Source organism: Desulfobacter postgatei 2ac9, from assembly GCF_000233695.2.
Classification (GTDB): domain Bacteria; phylum Desulfobacterota; class Desulfobacteria; order Desulfobacterales; family Desulfobacteraceae; genus Desulfobacter; species Desulfobacter postgatei.
In genome coordinates this window covers 3,481,953-3,506,259 of sequence record NZ_CM001488.1, presented here as the reverse complement: position 1 = coordinate 3,506,259, position 24,307 = coordinate 3,481,953, and the positions used below count along the sequence as shown (strand labels likewise).

25 protein-coding genes and 1 pseudogene are annotated in these 24,307 nt (G+C 46.5%); 9 read left to right on the top strand and 17 right to left on the bottom strand.

The window, feature by feature from the left end; all coding sequences use genetic code 11:
* Nucleotides 1-274, bottom strand: a pseudogene (locus DESPODRAFT_RS20435) (group II intron reverse transcriptase/maturase); the annotation flags it as partial.
* A gap of 667 nt (nt 275-941) precedes the next feature.
* Here DESPODRAFT_RS20435 and DESPODRAFT_RS16190 point away from each other — a divergent pair.
* Entirely contained in the window at nt 942-1,352 is a 411-nt protein-coding gene (locus tag DESPODRAFT_RS16190; RefSeq protein WP_004074923.1) for a type II toxin-antitoxin system RelE/ParE family toxin, read from the top strand.
* On the top strand, nt 1,318-1,695 hold the full coding sequence (locus DESPODRAFT_RS16185) for a HigA family addiction module antitoxin (protein ID WP_004074921.1): 378 nt from the start codon (nt 1,318-1,320) through the stop codon (nt 1,693-1,695). Before DESPODRAFT_RS16190 ends, DESPODRAFT_RS16185 begins: the two co-directional genes overlap by 35 nt.
* Here the strand turns inward: DESPODRAFT_RS16185 and DESPODRAFT_RS16180 are convergent.
* The 14 genes from DESPODRAFT_RS16180 to DESPODRAFT_RS16120 form a co-directional block, all read right to left on the bottom strand.
* Nucleotides 1,690-3,066 (bottom strand): RRXRR domain-containing protein, encoded by a 1,377-nt coding sequence (locus tag DESPODRAFT_RS16180; RefSeq protein ID WP_004074919.1) that lies wholly within the window; start codon nt 3,064-3,066, stop codon nt 1,690-1,692. The two genes, DESPODRAFT_RS16185 and DESPODRAFT_RS16180, sit on opposite strands and share 6 nt — an antisense overlap.
* Before the next feature lie 279 nt (nt 3,067-3,345).
* Entirely contained in the window at nt 3,346-3,558 is a 213-nt protein-coding gene (locus DESPODRAFT_RS16175; RefSeq protein WP_004074917.1) for a YgiT-type zinc finger protein, read from the bottom strand.
* A 183-nt stretch (nt 3,559-3,741) separates the two neighbouring features.
* Nucleotides 3,742-3,996, bottom strand: coding sequence for a hypothetical protein (locus DESPODRAFT_RS20430; RefSeq protein WP_040016048.1), 255 nt, complete (start codon nt 3,994-3,996; stop codon nt 3,742-3,744).
* 82 nt (nt 3,997-4,078) lie between these two features.
* Complete coding sequence (locus tag DESPODRAFT_RS20140) at nt 4,079-4,255, bottom strand: type II toxin-antitoxin system HicB family antitoxin (protein WP_004074915.1); 177 nt, start codon at nt 4,253-4,255, stop codon at nt 4,079-4,081.
* A 26-nt stretch (nt 4,256-4,281) separates the two neighbouring features.
* Nucleotides 4,282-4,581 carry a nucleotidyltransferase family protein gene (locus DESPODRAFT_RS16160; RefSeq protein ID WP_004074913.1) on the bottom strand — a complete coding sequence of 100 codons (300 nt, stop codon included), beginning with the start codon at nt 4,579-4,581 and terminating at the stop codon, nt 4,282-4,284.
* Nucleotides 4,582-4,827: 246 nt separating this feature from the next.
* Nucleotides 4,828-5,010 (bottom strand): PIN domain-containing protein, encoded by a 183-nt coding sequence (locus DESPODRAFT_RS19635; protein WP_371905026.1) that lies wholly within the window; start codon nt 5,008-5,010, stop codon nt 4,828-4,830.
* An 84-nt stretch (nt 5,011-5,094) separates the two neighbouring features.
* Nucleotides 5,095-5,322, bottom strand: coding sequence for a hypothetical protein (locus DESPODRAFT_RS16155; RefSeq protein ID WP_004074909.1), 228 nt, complete (start codon nt 5,320-5,322; stop codon nt 5,095-5,097).
* Between the two features lie 168 nt (nt 5,323-5,490).
* Nucleotides 5,491-6,774, bottom strand: a complete 1,284-nt coding sequence (locus tag DESPODRAFT_RS16150; RefSeq protein WP_004074907.1) for an MBL fold metallo-hydrolase RNA specificity domain-containing protein — start codon at nt 6,772-6,774, stop codon at nt 5,491-5,493.
* A 36-nt stretch (nt 6,775-6,810) separates the two neighbouring features.
* Complete coding sequence (locus DESPODRAFT_RS16145) at nt 6,811-7,080, bottom strand: DUF1902 domain-containing protein (protein ID WP_004074905.1); 270 nt, start codon at nt 7,078-7,080, stop codon at nt 6,811-6,813.
* A gap of 72 nt (nt 7,081-7,152) precedes the next feature.
* Nucleotides 7,153-8,715, bottom strand: a complete 1,563-nt coding sequence (locus tag DESPODRAFT_RS16140; RefSeq protein ID WP_083843593.1) for a PD-(D/E)XK nuclease domain-containing ATP-binding protein — start codon at nt 8,713-8,715, stop codon at nt 7,153-7,155.
* 71 nt (nt 8,716-8,786) lie between these two features.
* Nucleotides 8,787-9,881, bottom strand: a complete 1,095-nt coding sequence (gene rfbB, locus DESPODRAFT_RS16135; RefSeq protein ID WP_004074901.1) for a dTDP-glucose 4,6-dehydratase — start codon at nt 9,879-9,881, stop codon at nt 8,787-8,789.
* Between the two features lie 381 nt (nt 9,882-10,262).
* Complete coding sequence (locus tag DESPODRAFT_RS16130; RefSeq protein WP_004074899.1) at nt 10,263-12,737, bottom strand: glycogen/starch/alpha-glucan phosphorylase; 2,475 nt, start codon at nt 12,735-12,737, stop codon at nt 10,263-10,265.
* A 39-nt stretch (nt 12,738-12,776) separates the two neighbouring features.
* On the bottom strand, nt 12,777-13,658 hold the full coding sequence (locus tag DESPODRAFT_RS16125) for a thioredoxin domain-containing protein (protein ID WP_245532082.1): 882 nt from the start codon (nt 13,656-13,658) through the stop codon (nt 12,777-12,779).
* Nucleotides 13,659-13,690: 32 nt separating this feature from the next.
* Nucleotides 13,691-15,829 (bottom strand): LOG family protein, encoded by a 2,139-nt coding sequence (locus DESPODRAFT_RS16120; RefSeq protein ID WP_004074896.1) that lies wholly within the window; start codon nt 15,827-15,829, stop codon nt 13,691-13,693.
* Nucleotides 15,830-16,065: 236 nt separating this feature from the next.
* On the opposite strand from DESPODRAFT_RS16120, the gene DESPODRAFT_RS16115 reads away from it, so the two are divergent.
* The 6 genes from DESPODRAFT_RS16115 (at nt 16,066) to DESPODRAFT_RS16090 (ending at nt 21,918) form a co-directional block, all read left to right on the top strand.
* Nucleotides 16,066-17,019, top strand: a complete 954-nt coding sequence (locus DESPODRAFT_RS16115; RefSeq protein ID WP_004074894.1) for a biotin--[acetyl-CoA-carboxylase] ligase — start codon at nt 16,066-16,068, stop codon at nt 17,017-17,019.
* A 28-nt stretch (nt 17,020-17,047) separates the two neighbouring features.
* Complete coding sequence (locus tag DESPODRAFT_RS16110) at nt 17,048-17,572, top strand: biotin transporter BioY (protein ID WP_004074892.1); 525 nt, start codon at nt 17,048-17,050, stop codon at nt 17,570-17,572.
* A 7-nt stretch (nt 17,573-17,579) separates the two neighbouring features.
* Complete coding sequence (locus DESPODRAFT_RS16105; RefSeq protein ID WP_004074890.1) at nt 17,580-18,323, top strand: energy-coupling factor ABC transporter ATP-binding protein; 744 nt, start codon at nt 17,580-17,582, stop codon at nt 18,321-18,323.
* A complete protein-coding gene (locus DESPODRAFT_RS16100) occupies nt 18,320-19,069 on the top strand; it encodes an energy-coupling factor transporter transmembrane component T family protein (RefSeq protein ID WP_004074885.1) in 750 nt (249 codons plus the stop codon). Before DESPODRAFT_RS16105 ends, DESPODRAFT_RS16100 begins: the two co-directional genes overlap by 4 nt.
* A 349-nt stretch (nt 19,070-19,418) precedes the next feature.
* The gene (locus DESPODRAFT_RS16095) at nt 19,419-21,542 is read left to right on the top strand and encodes a response regulator (RefSeq protein WP_004074884.1); all 2,124 of its coding nucleotides are present in this window, start codon (nt 19,419-19,421) and stop codon (nt 21,540-21,542) included.
* The gene (locus DESPODRAFT_RS16090) at nt 21,529-21,918 is read left to right on the top strand and encodes a response regulator (protein WP_004074883.1); all 390 of its coding nucleotides are present in this window, start codon (nt 21,529-21,531) and stop codon (nt 21,916-21,918) included. Before DESPODRAFT_RS16095 ends, DESPODRAFT_RS16090 begins: the two co-directional genes overlap by 14 nt.
* A gap of 131 nt (nt 21,919-22,049) precedes the next feature.
* On the opposite strand, the gene DESPODRAFT_RS16085 is transcribed toward DESPODRAFT_RS16090, so the two are convergent.
* Nucleotides 22,050-22,715, bottom strand: coding sequence for an L-fuculose-phosphate aldolase (locus DESPODRAFT_RS16085; RefSeq protein ID WP_004074882.1), 666 nt, complete (start codon nt 22,713-22,715; stop codon nt 22,050-22,052).
* 69 nt (nt 22,716-22,784) lie between these two features.
* Nucleotides 22,785-23,639, bottom strand: a complete 855-nt coding sequence (locus DESPODRAFT_RS16080; RefSeq protein ID WP_157488509.1) for a DNA ligase — start codon at nt 23,637-23,639, stop codon at nt 22,785-22,787.
* A gap of 209 nt (nt 23,640-23,848) precedes the next feature.
* On the opposite strand from DESPODRAFT_RS16080, the gene DESPODRAFT_RS16075 reads away from it, so the two are divergent.
* Nucleotides 23,849-24,145 carry an MTH1187 family thiamine-binding protein gene (locus DESPODRAFT_RS16075; RefSeq protein WP_004074874.1) on the top strand — a complete coding sequence of 99 codons (297 nt, stop codon included), beginning with the start codon at nt 23,849-23,851 and terminating at the stop codon, nt 24,143-24,145.
* Nucleotides 24,146-24,307: the final 162 nt, after the last annotated feature.

The following is a 24,307-nucleotide window of genomic DNA, read 5'->3' as shown; positions in this document are numbered from 1 at the left end:
GGACTGGTTGACAGCGATATTGCTTCTCCTTTAGTTCCTGTTCCAACTTTTGCACAAATTTGATTTCTCCTCCATCCTTCTCTATGGACTTAAAGCTGACACCATCTATTCCAGGTGCACCTTTGTTTGCCCGGGGCAAGGCGATAGGCATGACCAAGGATGTCAGCCCGGTAGACCTTGTCATATAAAGAATAGAACGAAAATCCGGTTCCTGCTTGGCCTTACAATAGAGCTTCCTCTGAAGCGTCCTGATCCTATCCGGAGTTAGTAGCATATTGCAATCTCCTGATCCTCCGCTCGTTAGTTACGTGAACAAAGTAGGGTCCCTTTCCTTGGCCGGGGTTATGTTGTCCCTCAGCCTCAATCGGTACTATGAACCCCTCCGACTCCCAATACAGCCCCATGGAATTTCGGATCTCCTTATATCCATCAGTTAACGGCCCTTCACCGTAACCGCATTGGGTCTCCCGCACTGCACTGCAATTCTTCCGATACATGCCATCCCTGCTACCCCGGAAGATCACCTGAAAGGATTTCCGTTTTCTACTCCCAGGCACTACGGCCTTCCCTTGATGTCCAAAAGGTCGGCATCTTCAATTAGTTGACGAGGCTACATATAGGTTCACTTTCGTTACGGCCTGCATCTTTGCCCATAAGAAACTTACAACCTCTGGTTACCCAGACGCTGCTTCCCGGTGCTAAGAAGGCGTACGGATAATTCCTCCTTCAGGACTTTAACCTGTTAGAACTACAGTTGTTACGGCATACGGACACCATACTTAATTGGCACTTTTTTCTGTTATAGCCGCAGATCACGCTTATTGTTTGAATTTTTTAGAGATTTCGCTTTCCGACATCACCAAAAACAAAAGCCTTGCGCTTTGCGCCAAGTTGGATAGTCATATTGAATCCAACTTTTTTTAGGCAAACTTCCATCTTTCATGTCAGAGTTTTCAACTCCCCGCTTACTGCGCTCCCTTTGGCCAGCGGCCAAAGCAAAGACGGGGGGATTGGCATCCGCATTGACAACTATAACGAGTGCCATTATAATACGACCCATGATAAGGTCTTTTAAGAATAAAGGTTCAGAGGATATTTTTGACGGAATTAGTTCTAAAGCTGCAAGAAAAATCTGTCCACAATCTATTTGGCCGAGTGCAACTCGGAAACTGGACCAAATAAATCGGGTACAAGACGTAACCGAACTTCAAATTCCGCCAGGAAATCGTCTCGAACAATTGAAAGGCGATCGTGAAAATCAATTTAGCATCCGAATAAACCAACAATACCGTGTTTGTTTTATTTGGGAGGAAGGGCATGCATATGATGTCGAAATTACAGACTACCACTAATAAAATATCAAGGAAACTTCCAACAAATCGCCCTCCCACACACCCCGGAGAAATGCTTTTGGAAGAGTTTATTAAACCCCTCAACATTACCCAGACCGAACTGGCCCAAAGACTTGGAGTTTCATATCCTCGTTTAAACGAAATTATTAAAGGGCGCAGGTCAGTGACCCCTGACACAGCACTGAGGCTGTCTCGTGTATTAGGGATGTCCGCAGACTTCTGGCTCGGCCTGCAGCAAGACTGGGATCTATGGCATGCAATGAACAGTCCCAAAGCCATTGAAATTAAAATGCTCCGGCCCCTTTCAACTTTTCCGCCAAGGAGTCCCCTTCCGAATCTATGATTCGGTGGGGGAGGAATTGGCGTAGTAGCGAACTGTTGATCTGTTTCCATGTATTTTTCTCACTTCGCTCAAGTTGACCTGCGTATATTTTTTTTCCGGATTTTTGATATATTCCCCATGAATATCGATGATGCGGCAGGATGAACTGCCGGTAAAACCGGAGATAAAACCTACACGTCCCTTGTACTGTACCGTATCCCAACGGGTGAATCCTTTTAGTGTAAAGACATTCTTGTTATTCCGTTTTTGTGTCCGATTCGGGCTTTTTCTTCCCTTTCGTGCGGTGGCCTCATGCAGACTGCGTTTTCGAGACTGCACATGGTTGGTTTTGATATACCCGTCGAACGGAATGGCATTTTTGTCTGCGATGACAACCGCATCGTTTACATGCGATTTTTCGATTCCCGCTCTATTCCGATGATGACCGGTGATATAGCCAAATGTCGTAGAGAGTGGTGCTGCCTTTGATAACTCTCTTTGCAGATAGTGTTTCCCCTGCTGGACATGCGCTGCTGACATATAAAAGGAACTCTTTTGTTTCGGAAGTTGCAGTCTCTCTTTATGATGTCGATCATGGCAAACGTCACAAAGCGTCATCAAATTTGAGAGCTTGTCTGTCCCGCCCTTTGCTCGTGGCCGAATGTGATGGCATTGCAGTTTTATTTGCGCACCGCAAACACGGCATCTGAACTTGTCCCGCACCAGACACGCCTGCTTGAAATTCTTGTGATAGAGCAAATCTCCATGCTGATATTGCTCACCGGAAATGTCCGGGTTCTCCATAGCCTGAAAGTCGAAATAGAGATCCTCCAGAACAATCCGGGAAATGGGCAGTGGGACCTGCTTGACCACTCGGACAATCGCCTCTTTCTTTGCCTTGATCGATGGGGGGATTCGAAATGAACGCTTTTTGATTCCGGCATATTTCTGATGAACCCCATCCGCTCTATTCAGGCAGGATCGACAAATAACTTGAGATGCCGGGGCATTCCCGCCACACACCTTGCATGTGGGAATGGATGACTTTCTGTTCAGGAATCTTGACTTTCGATACCGGGTCTTCCGATGCCTCCGGGATCTCCGGTATTGCCTCCGAGTGTCCAACTTCGATTTGATATCGGATCTCAGAGTGATTTCTTGTTGAAACACAGACTTCCCCTGAGATACCGCAGCGATACCGACATGAATACCGCCGTCATCTATACCGACAGTAACCGGCTGTACGTACTCTGTGGTCTCATAAAGCAGTTGAATGGCAAACGGCGTCCGTTGGATCACCCTGGCCTTACCTTTCTTGAGCAGAATCCTGGTATTTGCAGGATTCGTAGGCATCAGCCATTTACCGGATTGTGATCTGACGTACACTTTCATGAAAAAACCTTTCGGTTACCAACGCCCTCCGAAGAGGGGTAAGATTCGCCTCGCCAATGTTCAGCAGGCTTCGCAATATGGTTGACCGCCCCTACCTCACAGGGCTTTTACAGAGCCACGATAGTGCTTTGGACTGGCGAATATATCCAAAGGTATCTACATCCTGCCGAACGTAGTCCCCGATAACAAGGACTCAGGCTAGTCAACTCGGGCTTTTACAAGCCCCTTCTGAATCTGTGATTCAGGAGGGGGTAGTTGACTATTATTTATTAATTTACATTATGCCACATCAGAAAGCCTCTCCGTACCATCTTCTAGCTTTCTGATGATCTCCTGGATAGAATCAACCTGGGGCTCATCAAAATAAAATTCACCACATTGTTGACATATCCAGGCTGGGACTTCATCCAATGTCAAATGGTAGCCTTTTTTATCAATGTGGAAAGGGGCCACACCTTTAACCATTGTTCCCTGGCAATGCATACATTTCATGATTTCTTCCTTGTTTTATAATCGTTTTCCCAATCCTGCCTGCGCGGTAAATAGGCTGTTATTATAGCCAAATAGTCCTGTTTTGGAAATTCCGTGGACACCATACTTAATTACCACTTTTTTCTGTTATAGCCGCAGATCACGCTTATTGTTTGAAATTTTTAGAGATTTCGGTTTCCGACATCACCAAAAACAAAAGCCTTGCGCTTTGCGCCAAGTTGGATAGTCATATTGAATCCAACTTTTTTTAGGCAAACTTCCATCTTTCATGTCAGAGTTTTCAACTCCCCGCTTACCGCGCTCCCTTTGGCCAGCGGCCAAAGCAAAGACGGGGGGATTGACATCCGCATTGACAACTATAACGAGTGCCATTATAATACGACCCATGATTTGGAACCGGTTAAGATGCTTTTGTAACCGGATTTTGATACCAGTCATGTTTTCCGCCATGTCGAATCAATATACACCCCATGCGTTTAATATCCCGGATTAGATCCTTCCGGTTCATGCAACTTCCATTTCACCCACATGGCGTACGCAGGGAATAGTTCCCCCCGGTCAAATCCTGGTAAATATCCTTTAAGTTTGTCTGAAGTTCTTCCAGAGTGACACCCTGGGTCATGTAGTCTGGAAAATCTTCCCAATATCCCAACCACATCCCGTTGTCATAAAAAAATATGTATTTCTTTTTTCCCATTATTTTCAAATCAAAATTGCCAACTTCTATGCGACATGCACAGCATCCCTTAAAATATCATCGCGGAGTTGTTTTTTTAAGGCATTTTCTGTTACAAGATCGACCGGGCGTCCAACAATAACTTCCAGATATTGTTTTAAATCAATGAATCCAAAAAGGCCTGGTGTGGTTTTAAATCTGATTAATATATCAATGTCACTATCGGATTTTGCTGTTCCTTTTGATATGGAGCCGAAAATTGACATTGACTCAACAAAGAATTTTTCTTTTATAATATCTTTATGAGCTTCAATTCGTTTGATTAGATTACGATCAATTTGGGGCATGACGGTTCCTCATGTAATTTTGTTACTAATTGATCTTTTCATCAAACAAGATCAAACCGCTTCAAAGGCAAATCCCACGATTTGGAAAAATTAACAGTACTCTGAATCAGTTGTTCTCATGAATGGTCCATCTTGTAGTGTGGCAGCCCCGCAAACAAAATCATGTGTTCCCTTCCGGCATATTTTATCAGTTAAGTTCTATTTGGTGTACGTTAAATGTTTCGGCGTATAGTTCGAAAGCAGGGTTTAGGCGATAACTTCAATAGAAATCTTAGAAAACGGTGACAGACGTTTAAAATCTTTGTCAAATGTGATCAGCTTTTCACAGTATCTTTCGGCAAATTTCAGGTGAATTACATCATTGATGTTCTTGCCGTATTCCAGTTCAGCAACGACAGAGTAAACATTATCCATGATTGTACAGTCAATTTCGTACCGGCAAAATTTCTGGAATAGTGAATAAGTATTCTCAATTTGTGCTTTGGGTATTTTTAATTTTGAAGGAGATTCGTATCAAGATAATGCATCATTCATTTCGTTCATTAAATCGTTTATATTGATACTGTCTTCGACGTCAGTTGTTTCTGCATTTTTAAAAACACATTCCATCAGTTTTTTTGTATCATATTTTTTATTTTTTTTAGTTGGAAAAATTAACAGTTCAAGTTCTTGGTTAACCAACTCTGGTGGTAGCGTAATGACTATTTGATTGCTTTTGGGGTTAATTATTTCACGAAGCATTGTGCCCTCCTTTTCAGTGTCTTATTTTCTGTAAAATATCACAAAGGCACAGCTTTGTATAATCGTTTCAGCGGTTGATACTACTCTGAATCAGTTAACAACACATCTTCATTGATGGCCTCATGGCGTCTTACAACGGTTTTCGATATGCCATGTAGCCATCTGTCATCAACCGGCCCCCAAATGCCTTTGTAATGCATTGGCCAAGGCCCTGCGGGCATGGGGGTCGCCGTGTACCAGGGTGATTTTCTTTGGTGGTTCGGGCATGGATTTTACCCAGTTGATCAACATGGCCTGGTCGGCATGTGCCGAATAACCGGACAAGGTGTGGATGGCGGCTTTTACCGGAATTTTGCCTTCTATCATACGGCGACCCGGCGTACCCTTGGCCTGGTATCCCACAAACAGGATATCGTTTTTCGGGTTATCCAGACCCTGATCCAGGTGGTCTACAATGCGACCGCCGGTGCACATGCCCGAACCTGCAATGATGATGGCAGGCCCCTTGATCTCCATAAGTTTTCTGTGATCCCGAAAGTTTTCCACTGAGTAGAGGTTTTTAAAATCCAGGGGATGATCTCCGGCAGCTTTAAGAGCTTTTGCTTCCTTGTCCCAGAAACTCTGCAGGCCGGTATAAATTTCTGTGATTTTAAGGCCCAGGGGAGAATCGATAAACACGGGCACCTTTGTTTTGATACGGTCCAGTTCATAAATAAGCTCCTGGGTGCGGCCCAGGGCAAACGCAGGGATATAAACAATTCCGTTATCCCTCAGGGCTTTGTCCAGGATCTGGGTCAGGGATTGGATACGCTCTTTTCTGCCGGTATGGTTCCGGTCGCCGTAAGTGGATTCCAAAATAAGCAGGTCGCAGGATTCCGGTTGGTCCGGGTCCGGCAGTATAGGGGTGTCAGTACATCCCAGATCTCCTGAAAAGATTACAGTGTAGTTGTTTCCGGTGTTCAGGGGAAAGGTAAACCGGATAAAGCAGGAACCTAAAATGTGCCCTGCATTGCCAAGCTTAAATGAAATCCCCTGATCAAGAACAAATTCTTCATGCAGCTCAAATCCCCAGCTCAGATCATCAATGGTCTGTTCAAGATACCGGATCGCTTCAGGGTTCCTGCCGGTAAAAGACATGGCATCGTGAAGCATGGGCAGCAGCAGGGCTTTGGTGGCATGAGTACAGATAATTTCCCCATTGAATCCGGCATCTATAAGATCCGGTACCCTGCCGATGTGGTCAATATGGGCATGGGTGAGAAAGAGGTAGTGAATCTTTTTCGGCGGCACCGGAAATTGATCAAAGGGTGGTTCCGGGTCGCTGCCCTGGGCATTGCCGCAGTCCACCAGGATATTTACGCTGCTGCCGTCGTCGTCAGGGTTTGTCTGAACCAGATGACAGGAACCGGTTACGCACGCTTTAGCGCCAATGTGAGTGATCTTTGGGGGCATTATCGTTAAAATGGTTACCACCTTATCAGGATAAGATTAAAATTGTTTTGGCAAACCGGCTTGTTTGAGGACTGCGTTTGCCGTATGCCTTGATTTTATAGCATTATCCACGACAAATGGAATTTCCTGTTCCACATCCTCACCATTGGCCTCCAGCAGCTCGGGTATCATGACTTTCAATTTTTCAATCAATCCTTCCAATGTTGCACTTTCAGTTGCAAGGCCGAGGACATCCTCACTGCTTGCCACCCATACATCTGCCTCGTCATCCCATTCCGCTCTTATAAAATAAGGTTTTTTATTCATTCAGCCCTCCGTGTTTCAATCTGCAATGATCACATTAGCACCCGAAATGGGGGCTTTATAATTCAAAAAAAATCAAGCCGCTTCAAAGGCGAATCCCACGATGTTGCGCTCTTTTCTTGAAAAGTCGATGCCCACCAGAATCACATCCTTTCCTGCCTGGACATATGCATCATGGTATCTTTTTTCCCGGATCTGATCTATGGCTTTTTTGCCGTCCCCCAGGATTTCCACGACTTTGAACTCCATTACATATACTGTCTGATCTGTTTTGAGTACCAGGTCGGCACGGCCATGGCTGGAGCTTTCCTCGGGATGAAGGTCAAGCCCGAGAGAGGCCAGAAACGCGTAAAGAACCGAGGCGTAGTAACCTTCATACCGGTCCAGATCACCGGCGCTGTACCATTCCCAGGGAATGGATGAAAAAAGAGACTGAATCAAAACTTGTATCTTATCCATTTCCCTTAATTTCAGTGCTTTTGACATCTTCAACCGCAGACTGCCGGTTACAGCACCACCGGACGTGAAATAATCCAGAAGATGCATATTTAGACTGACACGCACCTCCTGGTTGGGATAATCCAATGTGAAAATCCTCTGCCCCGGGGCCAGTGTTTCCACTGATTTTACCGTCAGATACCCTGATTGGAACAGTACCGCCTCCGGAAGCAGACGAGCAAGGTCAAACCCGGAAAGCAGGCCCTGGTCTATCTCAATATGTGATAGATCCGGAATGTACACCTTGTTTTGGTACAGGAGTTTGATTAGAAAACTGGGGGTAGCGCTTTCAAACCAGTAGTTGCCATACTGTCTCTTTTTCAGGAATAACAGCACATCAAAGGGATTGTAAACCCTTTCTTTTCCCAAAAAGGAGTACCCATTGTACCATTCCCGCAGCGTGTCTATATCCACCCCGTCAAGACGTTCGCGGAAGGTCGCGGTCAATTCCTTTTCCGTATAGCCGCAAAGCGCCCCCATTTCAGGCTGGAGACTGATATCTTCAAGATTGTTCAGATCACTGAAAATACTGACTCGGCTGAATTTGCTCACCCCGGTAATGAAGCAGAACCGAATATACCGGTCGCTGTCTTTGATGACAGAATAGAAATTTTTAAGACCGTCTCGCATCTCTTCGGCTTTGGATGGGTTTTCTATATGATCCAGGATAGGTTTGTCATATTCATCCACTAGGATCACAACGGATTTGCCGGTCTTTTCAAAGGTTGCTGTAATCAAATTCTTGAATCGGCCGTTGATCGTCAAACCTGATATATTCACCCCGGCGTGATGGGCATTAGCGGTAAGAATCTCCTCAAAAAAGTCATTCAGATGTTGAATGTCGGAGAAACGCCCACCGGCAAAACTAATTGAAATAACGGGATAAGTATCTTTCCAATCCCAATTCTTTTCAAGATAAAGGCCTTTGAACAGGTCCTTTTGCCCTTCAAAAGCGCATTTTAAGGTATCGACAAAAAGACTTTTTCCAAACCGACGCGGACGGGAGAAGAAATAGTACTTCCCGGAATCACACAGATATTGGACATATTGGCTTTTGTCCACATAATAGGCGTTTCCATTAATCATTTCAAAAAACGTTGAAATTCCAATGGGCAGTTTTTTCATTTCCCTTTTATTCACTTCATCGCCTTTTTTCAAAACATCAAGGGGTTAAGGGAAGCCGGACCAAGCATCGACGGCTGGGCATTGGTTCAAGAATAATTTGTCGTAATCCAGTCTTTATATGACTCATTCAGCAGTTGCTTCCACCATGGTTGATGCTCCAGGAACCACGTAAGGGTTTTGCGGATGCCGGTTTCAAAGGATTCTTCGGGTATGAATCCAAGATCATCCTTGATCTTGTCGGCATTGATGGCATACCGCCGGTCATGCCCTGCCCTGTCTTTCACGTGGGAGACCAAGGTGGCTGGATGTTTTGCCTGTGCTGCCGCAGATTTGGCAAATCGTTCAGACAGGCTTTTATCGCTGGAAAATTGTTCCAGCAACAGGTCGCAGATTAGATGCACAATATCAATATTTGCCCATTCATTGGTGCCGCCGATATTATAGGTCTGTCCGGGTCTCCCTTTTCTCAATATCAGGTCCACACCCCGGTTGTGGTCGTCTACATAAAGCCAGTCCCGGATCTGTTTGCCGTCACCATATATTGGCAGGGGTTTATTAAACAGGATATTGATAATCACAAGGGGGATCAGTTTTTCCGGGAACTGAAAGGGGCCATAGTTGTTGGAGCAGTTGCTGATGGTGGTATCAAGGCCGTAGGTTTCGTGGTATGCCCGGACCAAATGGTCAGAGGATGCCTTGCTGGCTGCATAGGGTGAGTTTGGTGCATAGGGGGTTAACTCTGTAAAAGGCGGGTGATCAGGCCCTAATGTGCCATACACCTCGTCTGTTGAAATATGGTGGAACCTGTGGGGTTTACTGCCCGAGTCCAGCCAGATCTTTTTGGCGGCTTTGAGCAGGGTGTGAGTGCCGACAATATTGGTGTTGATAAATTCATCCGGGCCGTGGATGGATCGGTCTACATGGGACTCTGCTGCAAAATGGACAATCGTGTCAATGTTGTGATCTTTAAGCAGGGTCTCCACAAGGGGTTGATCCAGAATGTTGCCGTGGACAAATTTAAATTTTGGATTTTTCTCAGCGCGTATCAGGTTGACCCTGTTGCCGGCGTAAGTCAGGGCGTCCAAAACCACGATGTGGTCTTCCGGGTATTTGTTGAGCCAGTAATATACGAAGTTGGTGCCGATGAAACCGGCACCGCCTGTGACAAGGAGTTTTCTCATTTCAGTTCCTGAAGCCTGAATCTCAATTATTGCGCCAGTCGACGGGCATTATATCCAAAGCCTGTCACAGAGATGCACAGGCCTAATCCGAGAAGGATGAGTGTTCCTGGTTGGAAGACAGCTTCGCCCTGTCGATTACATTGGGGAAATGCTGCTGTATACAACAAAGGAATCAAATTTATTGTAATTTTAAACTATTTAGTTTCGGGTTTGGTTCTAATTTCGCCCAGAAACCCTACGGACGTTATATATGCCTCAAGAGTGAAAAAAGCAATCAAATTTTCATAAAATTCGATTACGGCTTAATTTTGAGCCTGAGTTGTCAAATCAAATAATCACATTATGTAAAAGGTGGGACACACCCCTATTTCTGGATGGAGACTATTTACAAGATTCAATTTTCCAGATATCCCGGGCATACTCCCTGACAGCTCTGTCGCTGGAGAATTTTCCCATATTTGCCGTATTTAAAATGGAACATCGGGTCCACTGCTCCTGATCCTGATAAAGGGTGCGGACCCTATCCTGGGCCTGGATAAAGGCGCGAAAATCAGCAAGGACAAGATAGCGATCTCCAAGGGCCATCAGCGAATCCCAGATGGGCAGAAAAAGATTGGGCTCTCCCGGAATAAAATGATTCAGCCTGACCATGTCCAGCGTGGTTCGCAGCTCTTCATCCCTACTGTAATAGTCCCAGGGGTTGTATCCTTGAGCCCTCTTTTTTTCCACCTCTTTGGCGGTCAGACCAAAAATAAAGATATTGTCTTCACCCACCTCTTCCATGATCTCGATGTTGGCTCCGTCAAGGGTGCCGATGGTCAGCGCCCCGTTTAAGGCAAATTTCATATTTCCCGTACCTGACGCTTCAAGTCCCGCCGTTGAAATCTGCTCAGACAGATCGGTTGCGGGTATGATCTTCTCAGCCTGGGAAACACAATAATTCGGTAAAAAAACAACCTCAAGCTTATGGTTAACATCCGGATCATTATTCACAAGATCCGCAACGGAATTGATCAGCTTGATAATCAGTTTTGCCTGGACATAAGCAGGAGCCGCCTTGCCGGCAAAAATAACCGTCCTTGGCACAATCTCTTTGGAAGGATCCTTTTTTATCCGGTTATACAGGGTGATGACATGGAAAATATTCAACAGCTGACGTTTGTATTCGTGAATCCGCTTCACATGAACGTCAAACAGCGTATCAGGGTTTACATCCATGCCCACTTTCCGTTTGATATATTTTACCAAACGCGCTTTATTCGCCAATTTTACCTGACGCCATTTTTCACGAAAAGCAGGATTGTCTGCATGGGGAATAAGTTTTTTAAGTTGGTCAAGATCGGTAATCCAGTCTGATCCAATGGTGTCGGTGATAAGGGATGATAAAGCCGGGTTTACCTGGAGTACCCACCGTCGAGGGGTCACGCCGTTGGTAACATTGATAATTTTCCCGGGAAAAATAATGTTAAAATCGTGAAATAATTTATCTTTGAGAATCCTGGAATGAAGGGCGGCCACGCCGTTGACCGTGTGGCTCCCCACAATGGCCAGATGGGCCATACGCACCCTTTGTTCCGGGCCGTCTTCAATTATGGAGATACGGTGTAATAACTGGGGGTTGTTCGGATACTGTTTTTCGACCATGTTTAAAAACCGTCTGTTTATCTCGTAAATGATCTCCATATGACGGGGCAGCAACTTTGAAATAAGGCGGACCGGCCAGGACTCCAGGGCTTCTGGAAGCACTGTGTGGTTGGTATAGGCAAACGTTTTTACTGAAATTTCCCAGGCAGTTTCCCATTCAAGATCTTCCTCATCGAGCAACAGACGCATGAGTTCGGGAATGGCAATGGCAGGATGGGTGTCGTTGAGCTGAACCGCAACCCGGTCTGGCAATAATTTGAAATCCGGGTTGTGCTTTTTAAACCTGCGCACAATATCCTGGAAGGTGGCCGCCACAAAGAAATACTGCTGTTTGAGGCGAAGTTCCTTGCCCACATCTTTCTCATCACTGGGATAAAGCACCTTGGATATATTTTCCGTGAGCACCTTGCTCTCCATTGCGCCAATATAGTCGCCCTGATTAAACTCCTCCAAAGAAAACTCCTGGCTGGACATGGCTGCCCACAGCCGCATGTTGTTCACATTCTGGGTACCGTAACCCGGAATAAGAATATCACAGGCCATGGCATTAATGTCTAACGTATCCACCCACCGGTAACAAAGCTTGCCCGAACTGTTTTTATAGAGTTCAGACCTGCCGTAAAACTGAACATTGTATAAAAATCCCCGGCGCTTAAATTCCCAAGGATTGCCCCATCGCACCCAGTTATCGCATTGTTCAACCTGATACCCGTTCACAATGGTTTGATAAAATATGCCGTAATCATACATGATACCATAGCCATATGCCGGGATATTCAAAGATGCCATGGAGTCCATGTAGCACGACGCAAGCCTACCCAAGCCCCCGTTGCCAAGGCCTGCATCCCACTCCTGCTCCTCAATCTCCTCCATGGTAAAACCGGTTTCTTCCAGGGTTTTTTCGCACGCTTTGTTCAATTGCATATTGGTGACATAATTCATTAAAAAACGGCCGGGCAAAAACTCCAGGGAAAGATAATAGACCCGTTTTGCACTTCTATCGTAGAAAGAACGCTGGGAGTTGAGCCACCTTTTCACCAACCGGTCACGGACACTGTAGGCCAACCCCTTGTAATAAGTGTCTTTCCTGGGGGGATAAAAATCATTCCCCATGGTTGTCATGATGTGATGTTTGATATCTTCGTTAAGATCTGTGGCTGGCTGGTCATTGCTTTCCGGAGCCTTACCCGGATAACTTTTCTGGTTTTCCATGATACACTTCCCCACTTATAATAAGATTAACCCCCAAAATCAATCTTCCTGGTCCTTTTTGCAGCCACCGCCTTTTTCGCCGGTACCCGGATCCAGTCCAAGGTACTCACGGACGCTGCAGATATCATTGCCTTCCACCACCCAGGAACCGTCATGGGCCACCACCAGGGGCACGAAAGAGATATCAGCTTTATTGAGCAGATCAAACGTTTTGTTTACACGTTGGTTCGCCTTTTCACAGCCCTTTGCCGGGCCAATTTTTTTCATGGTTTTATATGCACCATAGCCAAGTTGTTCGCAGATGACATGGGCAGTCATGGCTTTGCTGTTTTCTCCCAAAACCGGATATATGACCAGTTTCAGGGCAAGATCCGCTTCTGCTGCAACTTCTTCTAAGCCGTCAAGAAGCGCCTTGCAGTGGCTGCAGGCCGGATCTGAAATAACATAGATGAATTTATCAGACACGCCTCCCGGCGCAAAGCTCAAAGAAACCAGTTCTGCCAGCTCTGCGGCATGGAGTTTAAAAAACGATTTACGCATCTCCACATCCTTTGCCTCTTTCTCCTTGGCTTTTTTTCTTTCTGCATCAGCAACCTCAGAGAGGCTGGACATGGTCATCCGTGTGATGGATACACCGTTTTTATACATCTGGCCGGCCACAATGAAATCCTTGCCCGCGTATACCGGCGCAAGACCGCCGTTAATGGAGAGTACGGCTTCACAAAGAACGCCCTGCTCTTTTTTAAATACCAGTTCCGCATCTTTGGGTATAGTGACCTGGGTTTGTAACCAGGCTAAAGTAACGTGTTCGCATACCGATTCTGCATGCCCCGAAGAAACACCGGCTGAAAATATGAAAAATCCCAGCATAAAAACAGCAAGGCGCCTGAAACACATTCCGAGTGTAATGATCTTTTTCATTAGGGTCAACAAAATATTTTCCTTTACTAGTATTAATGCCCATCTACGGAAGAAAGTCGCGGACTGGGTGTGCAAAACACCTCCACATTATCAATGCACAAAAAGGACTGGCGAATCCTTGCTGCCTTGATCCTTGCCTTTTCCACACTTTGGGCCGGTATTTTATTCTTCTCATACCAGAGATCAGGATCTGATAAAAATTCAATCAGATGGGTTTCAGCCTGGTCTGCATTCTTACAGGACTTCACAAGATGGGGCGTGAATGCGGGCCCGTATTTTTTATCTGCGATTTTCTGGGTCTGCTTTCTGGCATTGTCCCATAAATTATCCGGGTCCAGAAGGATAATGGGGGCCAGAGGATTTTCATGAAGTTTCATGGATGTGATGGTGATGCTCAACTCTTCGGCACTGCCGTACCCACCGGTATTGATAACGGGCAGGTTGCTCAATTTCTGCAGATGATCCTGGCGGGCAAGTCGCAGGCCTTCATTATATTTAATCAACCCGTCACAGGTGGTTAAAGAGGCCTGTTCCTCGCCTTCAAGCTCAATGGCGATGCCCACACTCATGATATTGTGCCGGCGGGCCAAATCATTGGCTTCCTTCATTAGACCGGGGCCCCCACCGTGCACAATGCCCATCTCATCACCTAAACGCAGGGCCAGGCGATTAATCAAATCAATGGTCAGGCCGTTATCCACAGCTTTGGCATGTGACCCGTAAAAGGCAAACCAGAACCTTACCCGATCAAAGCGCTCCCAGTCGTCAGGTTCCATGAAGCACCCGTGGTAAAATGAATATAGTTTGTCGATCACAGGATCGTACCGCATGAATTCGCACCTGTCGTGACCGGCATGGGTCAAAGAGATCATGTGCCGTATCTCGTCATCGGCGAAACACGGATTTTCCGCATTGATAAGAAATGTGCATAACCCGGTTCTTCTCAGCGCATCCACCACTTCCCGCTCCGGAAAATCCCGGCCGATAAATACCCGGGAATTGACCCCGCCCAGAACGGACAGCTTGCCAAGAGTCTCCTTGAGCCTGTCACCCAGGGTTTCGGGAATGGTGGGTTCATGGCGGCGCTGGGTACTTTTGGCCAGACAGTTTTTAATAATCTCCAGTTGGGCTTCCCCTTTGGTATCCATGGCCCGGGGCACCTGGATGAAATTACCCTTGTACAGGATCAGGCCCATGGCTTTTTCATCCAGAATATCGAACAGATTGGATACCTCGGCATGGGTAAGCAGATCGCACAGCCGGTACCCTTCCTTTACCCTGGCCTTTTCCAGGGGGACGGTCAAGGGGTTTTGACTTCTGAAAAACCGAATGCGGATACGAATATCACTCAAGGGTATCGGGGTTTTCCCAAAATGATACAGTTCCACCTGCCGGTTCCTGAAGGTGCGAAAAGGATCCAGCACCCTGGCAGGCAGATGGATAATATCATCTTTTTCCGGGGTGACTACGGCATCAATGATTCCGTAAATGTCACCCAAAGAGATCTTGATGGCCCCCACAAAAAGCGCACCCGGATTTAGAAGGGTATGATCCGGATCCATGGGCACCCTGGAGCGAATGGCATTCAGGGCGCTTCGCCCCTTCTTAATTACCGCGTCAATACTGGATCGGATCATGGCTTCGGGTTCAAAACAATATTGGAAAGAGGAGAGCGCCACCTCAATATAATCGCAAGTTTTTCCGGTTGAAGCATCGATTTCCTGACGGATATCAAACCCTTCATAATACCCCTTGCCCACCCGGTTGCCCACAAAAAGCCGTTTGTGAAGATAATGGCGAACATCCCGGATACGCAGTTCCGGATCCATAACGACCAGCCGCCCGATTTCATCCCCGGTCTCAAACAAATCAAGGGCGTTGGTCAAAAGGGGGTTCAGATTTCGGATTATACCGGAAAGCAGAATCTTTGAACCGTCAATCTCCGGTGTCGGCGGGGTTTCACCGCGCATGTGGGTGTCGGTCAAAAGACCCATCTGGGCATTGCCGCTTCTGCCGGAAAAAAACCAGGGTTTGCCCTCCTTTAAAGAGGATACAATATAATCCGACACTTTGGGGAACAAAAACCGAACATCCATCTGCTCTTCTCCGGACGCATGAAGGGCAATGGTATCAATATAACCGTCCGGGCTGACTATTTTGGGTATGTCCATCAAAAGCCTTATTTTCAAGTGAGCTTGTGCAAATAACCTGAACCATTAAGGGGTAAGCATAAGTCCGGGGTACTTATACGTCAAGAAAAAATACATTTTGAAAAAACTGGATAAATCAATGTCCAGCCGGTTAATTGCCAAACAAGCGCTTAGACCATATCCGCCCATGGCTCTTCGCGTTTGAAGGAAAGATTTTGCTTGACCCGGGATCCGATTCTTGTTAACCATCATCCCTTATGAAAGTTAACCAGATATTGCCGGATAAAAGGCAAACGATCCTTGAGGTTTTGTACCGGTCGAATGGTGAACCTGTTTCCGGGGTCAAAATCAGTGAAGCAACCGGAATTTCCCGGGTTGCGGTCTGGAAACATATTAAGGCATTAAAGCAGGCGGGCGTGGATATTAAGGGCCTGCCAACGGGCTATCAACTTCAGGACACCGGCAACCTGCTGTACCCGTTTTGTTTCCCAACGCACCTTCAGGAGAAAATCTTCCATTTCCCGGAACTTGACTCTACCATGGACCAGGCCCGAAAGATAGCCCGGCAAGGTCTCCAGCATGCCGGTTGCGTCATTGCCGAAGTCCAGACAGCCTCCAGGGGCAGACTGAACAGGCCCTGGGCCTCTGCCCGGGGCGGGCTTTGGTTTACCCTGATCCTTAAACCGGATTTGCCGCCGCCCCTGGCCTGGACCATGAATTTTGCCGCTTCGGCCTGCATGGCCGAAGTTCTGGCCGGCTTATTTGACCTGGATGTCCGTGTCAAATGGCCCAATGACCTGCTTCTCAAGGGCCGCAAGCTCTCCGGATTGCTGGCGGAAATGGAAACCCGGGCCGATATGGTTAATTTCCTGTTTCTGGGCATCGGCCTTAATGTGAACAATGAACCTGAATCAAATCAATACCAGGCCATTTCCCTGAAAACAGCCCTGGGAAAATCTGTGTCCAGAAAACAGATCCTGATCCGTTTCCTGGATCTGTTTGAATCCAGGATTTCGAGCGTTGATCCGGCCCGGATCATCAGCCGGTGGAAGGAACGGACCGGCACCATCGGCAGCGATGTCAGGGTTCAAACCCATGACCGGGTGTATGAGGGCAAGGCCCTGGATGTGGATGACTCCGGTGCCCTCATTGTCCAAGGCCGGGACGGCATCACCCGAAAAATTATTTATGGCGATTGTTTTCACGCCTGAAAAATAACCTGAGATGAATGGTAAACATATGGATGTTTCTTTAAAACCGATTGTATATTCAGCCCTTTTTATCGCCCTGATCAGTATTGGCGCATTGATTGCCATACCTGTGGGCCCTGTCCCCATTGTACTTCAAAACATGTTTGTCCTCCTGGCGGGTTTGATCCTGCCGCCGGCCTGGGCTGCCGGGTGCGTGGCGGTTTATCTGCTCATGGGATTTGCCGGACTGCCGGTATTTGCCGGCGGCACTTCGGGTATTGGAAAAGTGGTCGGCCCCACCGGCGGATATCTTCTCTCTTATCTGCCGGCCGCTTTCCTTACCTCTGTCATATCCGGTCGCACTAAAAATAGCCTGATCCGGGATAGTGTGGCCACCATTACCGGAATGGCGGTGATTTACCTGTTCGGTGTCCCCTGGCTGAAATGGGTGCTGGCCATCTCCTGGAGCAAGGCCCTGGCTGCGGGCATGTACCCCTTTCTTGCCGGTGCTGTGGTTAAAATGATTGCAGCGGTAATAATCGCCCGAAAGCTTCGTCCCCTGATCCGGTTGTAAGCGTTTTATGGATAACGTATTGCTGAAAACAGATCATCTGACCCATGCCTTTGGTTCGGGGGATACAGGCATATTTGAGATTTGTCTGACCGTGTTCCGGGATGATTTCATTGTGCTTGCCGGGAAAAACGGATGCGGAAAAACCACCTTGATCCGTCATTTCAACGGTCTGTTGATGGCGGATACCGGCCGGGTTCTGTTCAACGGGCAGGATATTCAAAAAAACCTCACCTTTGCCCGCAAAAAAATAGGTATGGTTTTCCAGGACCCGGATACCCAGATCATTGCAGATACCGTGTTTGATGAAACCGCCTTTGGTCCGGAAAATTTAAACATGGGCCGGGAAGAGATTAATGGCAAAGTGAATAAAGTCCTTACCCTGCTCGACCTGGACCACTTACGAGACAGAAATCCTGCCACCCTTTCCGGCGGAGAAAAGCGGCGGCTGGCCATTGCCGGCATCCTGGTCATGGAACCGGATCTCATTGTTTTTGACGAACCGTTTGCCAATCTGGACTATCCATCTGTTTTATCCCTGGCCGGACTGTGCCGAAAACTTCACCACTCCGGGCACGCCATTGTCATGACCACCCATGATGTGGCACCGGTGATCACGTTTGCCACTAAAATGGTAATCATGGACAAAGGACGGATCAAGGAACAAGGAGATCCGATCTTGCTTGCCCCCTGTCTTGAATCATATGGCGTAAAAAATCCGTTTACCCCCATGGCACAGGCGTGGACACGGTGACACTTTTTTCTTATCGTCCCGGTAACACCTTATGGCACACCCTGGATGTCCGGTGCAAATGCCTTCTGGTCTGCCTGTTGAGCCCGCCTGTACTAAACACGGGATTGCCCGCGAATATTGTCTGCTTGTGCGTTTTAATGTTTATATTGAAAAAATTGGGGGTGGGCCCGGCAACGCTTGTAAAGGCCCTGAAAGCCTTCCTTTTGTTTTTAATACTGATATTTTTCTGCCGGTGGGCAGGCACGCCCGGTGATCCCATGGTGACCCTGCATGGATTCAGCCTGAGCCGCCAGGGTTTTACTTCCGGCAGCCTGGTTGCGTTACGGTTTCTGGTCGTCATGCTGTTAGGGCTGATATTGACGGCAACAACCCGGTCCATGGAAATCAAGGCGGCTGTCCAGTGGTTTTTCAAACCTGTTCCTTTTATTCCTGAAAAACGGGTAGCTGTGATGGTGGGTCTGGCCCTGAAATTCATGCCCCTGATCCTCGCTAACGCCAGGGAAGTGACCCATGCCGTCAATGCGCGGTGCGGCAATTTAAGGAAAAATCCTGTGCAGCGACTTATCAACCTCTCCTGGCCCCTGCTGAAAAAAACATTTCAATCCGCAGATGACCTGACTTTTGCCATGCAGGCCAGGTGTTACAATGAAAACCGCACGGATCCACGGTTTTCCACCAATGGAAAAGAGGGTTGGGTCGTTGGTCTGGCTCTTGTTTTTTCGGCCGGGATGCTACTGATGGGCTGACCCCGGTTCATGCCTGCTCGCCAAAGGATTTCGCGAAAACCACGGGCAGCGAAACAAGCGAAACTATGAATAGCGATTCATGGTATTAATCAATTGATTAAGCCAATACAGTTTGCTATCATCAATTCAATTCATTTGAATCATTTAAAAATCGTTAATTGATCTTCGGAAAATGAACTTGCCAAATGGCCGAATCTGTTTTTAAATAAACGCCAGACATGTTTTATTTTTTATCATTACGCAGAATCATCACGGTACTATGGATGTGGTTTCCCTGTTAGGGAAAGGATCAACGTTTATTATACGGTTACCGTTGGAACAGATCGAGCGATAGAAGGGGGGACGGCAGTTGAAAGTACTTGTAATTGATGATGAAAAGCATATCCGACAAAGCCTTTCCGATTATCTGGAAGATAATGATTATGATGTTATAACAGCCGAAAACGGACAAAAGGGCCTGGGGTTTATTTCCTCTGAAAAGCCCGATCTGGTGCTGCTGGATTTAAGGATGCCGGAGATGGATGGGATTGACGTTTTGCGGCAAGGGAAAAAAATAATGCCGGATCTCCCCATGATCGTTATATCAGGCGCAAATCGTATCGGGGATGTGGTCAAGGCATTGCAATATGGGGCCTGGGATTATCTTGAAAAGCCCATACACAATTTTACCGCATTGGATCATTCGATCAATCTGGCCCTGGAAAAGGCCAGATTGATTCGAGAAAACAGAGCCTACCAGGAACATCTGGAAAGAATGGTAAAGGAAAGAACCCGTGAGCTTGAAAATGCCAACACACATTTATCCAACATCAATGAGAGGTTGCATAAGATTGTCGAAACCACACAACGGTTGCATGCTTGCGTTGAGATGGAACATTTCGGCAAGAAGGTGCTTGAAGAATTTGCAGGCCATATGACGGCGACCGGCGGCAGTTTGTATTTGCTTGAAGAAAATGGGCTGAGACTGGTGCATTCACTTATTTTCGAACATACGCCGGAATTTATACCCTTCCCTTTACCTGAGGACTCTGTATTCAAAACGGTTTTGGAGCAGGGACAGGCGCTTCTTGTCCAGAACATTGAAAAAGAAAACACATATCTTCATAGCGGATGGCCCGGATACTCAAATGGTTCATTTCTTGCCTTCCCGATAAGGGAAGATTTTGGCAATCCCATTGGTATTATCACGCTATATAATAAACAAACACCCCCCTTTGTTGACCAGGATAAAGAGATTGGCGCCATCCTTTCATCGTATTGTTGCGAGACCATACGGGCCATTAAGGCTTTTGAGGAGTCTAAAAAAAAAGAAATTCAGCTTCAACAAGCCCAGAAAATGGAAGCAATCGGCACGCTTGCCGGCGGGATTGCCCATGATTTTAATAATATTCTTTCGGGCATTATTGGTTATGCGGAACTGGCCAAAATGGCCCTTGGTACAAATGAAAAGGCCCGAAAATATATCGACCAGGTGATGGGAGGTGCATGGCGTGCCGGTAAAATTATCTCCCAGATTCTGACCTTCAGCCGGCAGACTGAGTCTGAAATGAGACCATTGAAACTTTATTTAATTGTTAAAGAGGCTGTTAAATTCCTTCGGTCGTCCATTCCTTCCACCATCCATATTATTGAAAAAATTGACACCAAAGATATTGTTGTGGCTGATGCGACCCAGATTCATCAGGTGATTATAAATCTGTGCACCAATGCATATCATGCCATGAAGGGCGCCGGCGGAACGTTATCCATATCTTTAAGGAATGCTGAACTCTCCGGAGAAGACCTGGAAGAGGGATCTCCTCTCGGTGAATATATCACTTTACAAATAAAGGACACCGGATGCGGTATTGACGAAAAAATCATAGACCGGATTTTTGAGCCCTATTTCACAACCAAGGAAGTCTCCCATGGCACAGGACTGGGTTTGGCCGTAGTCAGCAGCATCGTTAAAAAACATAAGGGAATGATAAAAGTTCACAGCCGAATCGGTAAGGGAACGGTTGTTGACGTTTTTTTTCCAGTAGTCAACTCACCCCTGGGTCAATGCACAAAACCCGAATACAATATAAAGGCATTGGAGGGGACGGAACGTATTCTGCTTGTTGATGATGAACAAGATCTTCTGGATTCCACCCAGCAAATACTTTCCAGTATGGGATATACCGTATCCGGTTTTACTGACAGCATATCCGCCTATAAGGCTTTTGCCAAAGAACCGAATGCCTTTGACCTGGTAATTACCGATATGAGCATGCCCAATATGGACGGCAGGTTATTGTCGGAAAAAATTTTATCGCTTAAAAAAGATATGCCGATAATACTTTGCACAGGATTTCATGACTCATTTACTGAAAAGGACGCCGCTAAAATGGGTATTCGCCGATATCTCCACAAACCGGTCCCAATACAAACCTTAACATTGGCCATTCGTGAAGAATTAAGCAAGCTTGGGGAAAAATATGGAACAAATTAAAAAAAGCATATTAATCGTTGACGATGAAATCTATATCCGACAGAGTTTTATTGATTATTTTGAAGACCGGGATTGGCTGGTTTTTGATGCGGAAAGTTGTGAGGCCGCTCTTGAAATGCTCAAGACCCAGGTCTGTTCGGCGGCTATCGTAGATATCCGTATGACCGGCATGAATGGCGAGACGTTTATCAAGAACGCATCAAAAACATATCCTGATATGGTTTTTATCATCTGTACAGGCTCTCCTGAATATGAAAAATCGGAGGATATGATTCAACTCTCCAATGTTGCAGATCAGGTTTTTGGCAAACCGATGATATGTATTGATAAACTGGAGGAGACAATCCTATGCATGTTCGCTGGTAAAAATTCATAAAATATTTTCAGAGCGCTGTGTGATGTTCTGTATCTGCCGACCACCCAGGGCCCTCAAAGAGGCCAAAGGCAACGCCCTGTCAGAAAAAGAGATTGTCCCGGCAATGCCCCGAAGCTTTTTTAAACCGATCGTCAGCGGCAACAACTATCACCCATTTTTTTCTGCCCGTAGGTCTTGAACTTTTCAAGCACGATCTCCATCTCTTCATCCGGCAGGATAACGGGATGTCCGATGCTCTTGGTCTGATAATAAATCCGGGCGACAAATTCAATCTCTTCGGCAGCGGCAAAAGCCGTGTCCATACTGCTGCCAACTGCTACAAGTCCGTGATTGGCAAGCAGCATGGCGTTATAATTTCCAATATATTCGGCCACTATTTCAGCCAGTTCCGGTGTACCAAAAGTGGCATAGGGCGCCAGAGGTACTTTTTTTCCTGCAAATCCCACAAGATAATGAACTGCCGGGATTTCCCATCCCAGACAGGCCATGGTAACCGCATAGGGGGAGTGGGTGTGGACAACGGCCTGGACATCCTTGCGCCGGTGATAGAGGGAAAGGTGAAAACATAGCTCGCTTGAAGGCTTGGCCTCGCCATCAATAACACGTCCCTGCATATCGGTGAGGACAACGTCCCGGGGCTGTAATACCCCGTACTCAATGCCGCTGGGACTGATGGCCACGGTTCCCGTATTTCGGTCAACAACGCTCAAATTTCCACCGGTACCGGTGGTCAATCCTGATGCCACCATTTTAAGACCAAAACGCACAACGGTTTTTCTTTCATTTTCCAGCTCCATAAAGGCCTCCATAAAAAATGGTCCACTTTTTTTTGTTGTTGTCCATCAGGACATCGTCGCTATTGGAAATCAGTCTTTCCTGACTCTTAAAAAAGAGGCGAATTTCGGAACTGCGTTTTTACTGAATCCATGATATTTAAACGTGACGGTTGTCCCAACGGCAGGCGGGTTATTGCGAATCAGATCCGTGAACCCGGTCCCTAATTTAAAAATAACGCCGTTTTCCAGTTTCAACGTCAGCGATCCCATGGCGTTTTCATATTTGCCTTTTCCCTTGTTAATACCGATAATAAGACCTTCCATGTCCCGGTCTTTTTTTACCTTGAGAACATATGCGCTTCTGCCTGTATGGTAGGGCATATTGGGATTTTTTACGATAACGCCTTCACCGCCTCTTGATTCCACTTCAAGAAAAAACCGGTCGAGATCCGGTCTATTTTCGATCAAAGTCTGCTCAAGCACCCTGACATAGGGGTTAGGATGAAAGTTGAACCACTCTTTTGCCATGTCAAGCCGCTGAAAAAAAGCCCCCTTCTGGTTAGGCACCTCAAAAATATGGTAATTGATTTTTTCCCACCCCGAGCTCGGCTCGGCATCAAGCACCACAGACTGAACAAACTCAAAATCCCCTTGTTTGCTCCACAACTCGCCATCCAATTCAAACGCAGGAAAATTTTTGATAAACCATGGCGGCGGATGAAGGGTCAGCCCTTTTCGGGTCAACAGGCGCCTGCCGTCCCAGTATCCGCGTATTCCATCCAGTTTTTCGCTCATTACCCAGCCTTTAATGTCTTCTTTTCCGGTATACGACCGGGCCTTTTGTAAATCCAAATCATTTGCCTGACAAAAAGAGCAAAAAAAGAAGAGCGCCATTAACCATATCCCGACAATTTTTTGATAAATATGGTTGGTGAAATCAGACATAAGCCGCTCTTATTATTATCGGGATCTGAGCCTCATTTGGGGCGCCTCATTTGGCCCAGGTCAGGGGAAAACAAACAAAAATACAACGAGCCTTATAGATCTCTTTCCTTCATAGGATAGGAACTTGCTTTTTGTCAACCAACATCTTGATAAAGAGAGTCTTTTTACCCTATATTAACTTAATTTAACAAAAAAGAAGGATTATGAAAATGAATGTTATAATTGATCTTTGTGTTGTTCCCCTGGGTGTAGGCCTGTCCGTATCTAAATATGTAGCCGCATGCCATGAAATCATCACCGGCGCAGGACTTAAATCAAATCTGCACGCTTACGGCACCAACATTGAAGGAGATTGGGATACGGTGTTTAAAGCAGTTAAAGACTGCCACGAAAAAATACATGATATGGGTGTACCCAGAATAACAACAACCATTAAACTTGGTACCAGGACTGACCGAAAGCAGGGCATAGAAGACAAAATTAAAAGCGTTAAAGCAAAGCTATAGTGCCGTGGATTAACCCGGCCTCTACCCTTGGTCTGACGCCTTGTGTATTGGCCGGGACAAACACCAAACAGTGCTGCTTTCAGCAGCTTGAAAGCTTGGCGGGACCGAGGAGTATAAATATTTTATATGTAAAAAATACCACAAAAATCAGCATATTAAACT

Bases quoted from the DNA above. Each gene is read 5' to 3' on its own strand.
- DESPODRAFT_RS16085 (WP_004074882.1), bottom strand. From the start codon at position 22,715: ATGGAGCTGGAAAATGAAAGAAAAACCGTTGTGCGTTTTGGTCTTAAA.
- DESPODRAFT_RS16180 (WP_004074919.1), bottom strand. From the start codon at position 3,066: ATGAAAGTGTACGTCAGATCACAATCCGGTAAATGGCTGATGCCTACG.
- DESPODRAFT_RS16185 (WP_004074921.1), top strand. From the start codon at position 1,318: ATGCATATGATGTCGAAATTACAGACTACCACTAATAAAATATCAAGG.
- DESPODRAFT_RS16150 (WP_004074907.1), bottom strand. From the start codon at position 6,774: ATGCCCCCAAAGATCACTCACATTGGCGCTAAAGCGTGCGTAACCGGT.
- DESPODRAFT_RS16155 (WP_004074909.1), bottom strand. From the start codon at position 5,322: ATGCTTCGTGAAATAATTAACCCCAAAAGCAATCAAATAGTCATTACG.
- DESPODRAFT_RS16120 (WP_004074896.1), bottom strand. From the start codon at position 15,829: ATGGACATACCCAAAATAGTCAGCCCGGACGGTTATATTGATACCATT.
- DESPODRAFT_RS16190 (WP_004074923.1), top strand. From the start codon at position 942: ATGTCAGAGTTTTCAACTCCCCGCTTACTGCGCTCCCTTTGGCCAGCG.
- DESPODRAFT_RS16080 (WP_157488509.1), bottom strand. From the start codon at position 23,639: ATGTCTGATTTCACCAACCATATTTATCAAAAAATTGTCGGGATATGG.
- DESPODRAFT_RS16075 (WP_004074874.1), top strand. From the start codon at position 23,849: ATGAATGTTATAATTGATCTTTGTGTTGTTCCCCTGGGTGTAGGCCTG.
- DESPODRAFT_RS20430 (WP_040016048.1), bottom strand. From the start codon at position 3,996: ATGACTGGTATCAAAATCCGGTTACAAAAGCATCTTAACCGGTTCCAA.
- DESPODRAFT_RS16130 (WP_004074899.1), bottom strand. From the start codon at position 12,737: ATGGAAAACCAGAAAAGTTATCCGGGTAAGGCTCCGGAAAGCAATGAC.
- DESPODRAFT_RS16145 (WP_004074905.1), bottom strand. From the start codon at position 7,080: ATGAATAAAAAACCTTATTTTATAAGAGCGGAATGGGATGACGAGGCA.
- DESPODRAFT_RS16160 (WP_004074913.1), bottom strand. From the start codon at position 4,581: ATGCCCCAAATTGATCGTAATCTAATCAAACGAATTGAAGCTCATAAA.
- DESPODRAFT_RS16175 (WP_004074917.1), bottom strand. From the start codon at position 3,558: ATGAAATGTATGCATTGCCAGGGAACAATGGTTAAAGGTGTGGCCCCT.
- DESPODRAFT_RS16090 (WP_004074883.1), top strand. From the start codon at position 21,529: ATGGAACAAATTAAAAAAAGCATATTAATCGTTGACGATGAAATCTAT.
- DESPODRAFT_RS16110 (WP_004074892.1), top strand. From the start codon at position 17,048: ATGGATGTTTCTTTAAAACCGATTGTATATTCAGCCCTTTTTATCGCC.
- DESPODRAFT_RS16115 (WP_004074894.1), top strand. From the start codon at position 16,066: ATGAAAGTTAACCAGATATTGCCGGATAAAAGGCAAACGATCCTTGAG.
- rfbB (WP_004074901.1), bottom strand. From the start codon at position 9,881: ATGAGAAAACTCCTTGTCACAGGCGGTGCCGGTTTCATCGGCACCAAC.
- DESPODRAFT_RS20140 (WP_004074915.1), bottom strand. From the start codon at position 4,255: ATGGGAAAAAAGAAATACATATTTTTTTATGACAACGGGATGTGGTTG.
- DESPODRAFT_RS16125 (WP_245532082.1), bottom strand. From the start codon at position 13,658: ATGAAAAAGATCATTACACTCGGAATGTGTTTCAGGCGCCTTGCTGTT.
- DESPODRAFT_RS16105 (WP_004074890.1), top strand. From the start codon at position 17,580: ATGGATAACGTATTGCTGAAAACAGATCATCTGACCCATGCCTTTGGT.